Genomic DNA, 780 nt, shown 5'->3' with positions numbered 1-780 from the left:
TAGACACATTAAAAACCCGATCGAGTTGGCTCGGGATGTGATGCTTCGCAGCAACCATGTGTTGTTGGTTGGTGAAGGCGCTGAGAAGTTTGCTTTTGAACAAGGTCATCAATACACCGAACAAGATTACTTCTTCACAGATCGCCGTTATGAACAGCTGCTCTCAATGCGTGAGAAAGGTTTGTTTGCGTTATCTGAGTCTCGTTACCCGGATGATCGTAAACACGGCACCGTAGGCGCAGTGGCGTTAGACCAGCAAGGCAACTTAGCTGCGGCGACCAGTACGGGTGGGGTAACCAATAAGCAATATGGTCGTGTTGGAGATTCTGCACTGATAGGCTGTGGCACGGTGGCTGAGAATGGCGTGGTGGCAGTTTCAACTACGGGTGTTGGTGAGTTCTTTATTCGTAAACGTGTTGCGGAAGATGTAGCAGCACGCATGCGCTATTTGCAAGAGGACGTACATACCGCGTGTGAAGCCATTATTCAGGGAGATCTCAAAACCATGGGCGGAGAAGGTGGCCTGATTGCCATTGATGCGAATGGGGAGTTGCATTTCGCTATGAACAGTACGGGGATGTATCGTGCGGGTATCAATACTCGTGGTGAGTTGTGTGTGAAAATCTACGCTAAAGACTAACCGTTCGATCATTTCACGATGAGCCACCGTGCAATTACAACAAAGCCCAGCATAAGTCTGGGCTTTGTTTTGTCTTTCGCGTATTGATCAGTAATGCGGTGGCGGTGGCTCGTTGGCTGGATCTTCCATATTCGAAGAAT

At 49.0% G+C, this 780-nt stretch carries 1 protein-coding gene; it reads left to right on the top strand.

Going from position 1 to position 780, the window contains the following annotated elements; all coding sequences use genetic code 11:
• Positions 1–640, top strand: a 640-nt coding sequence (locus R8O11_RS26860; protein ID WP_318194829.1) for an isoaspartyl peptidase/L-asparaginase family protein, incomplete at its 5' end; no start/stop codon positions are given.
• Positions 641–780: the final 140 nt, after the last annotated feature.

This window comes from Vibrio sp. 1288 (assembly GCF_033344475.1).
This window is presented reverse-complemented; position numbering and strand designations above follow the sequence as displayed.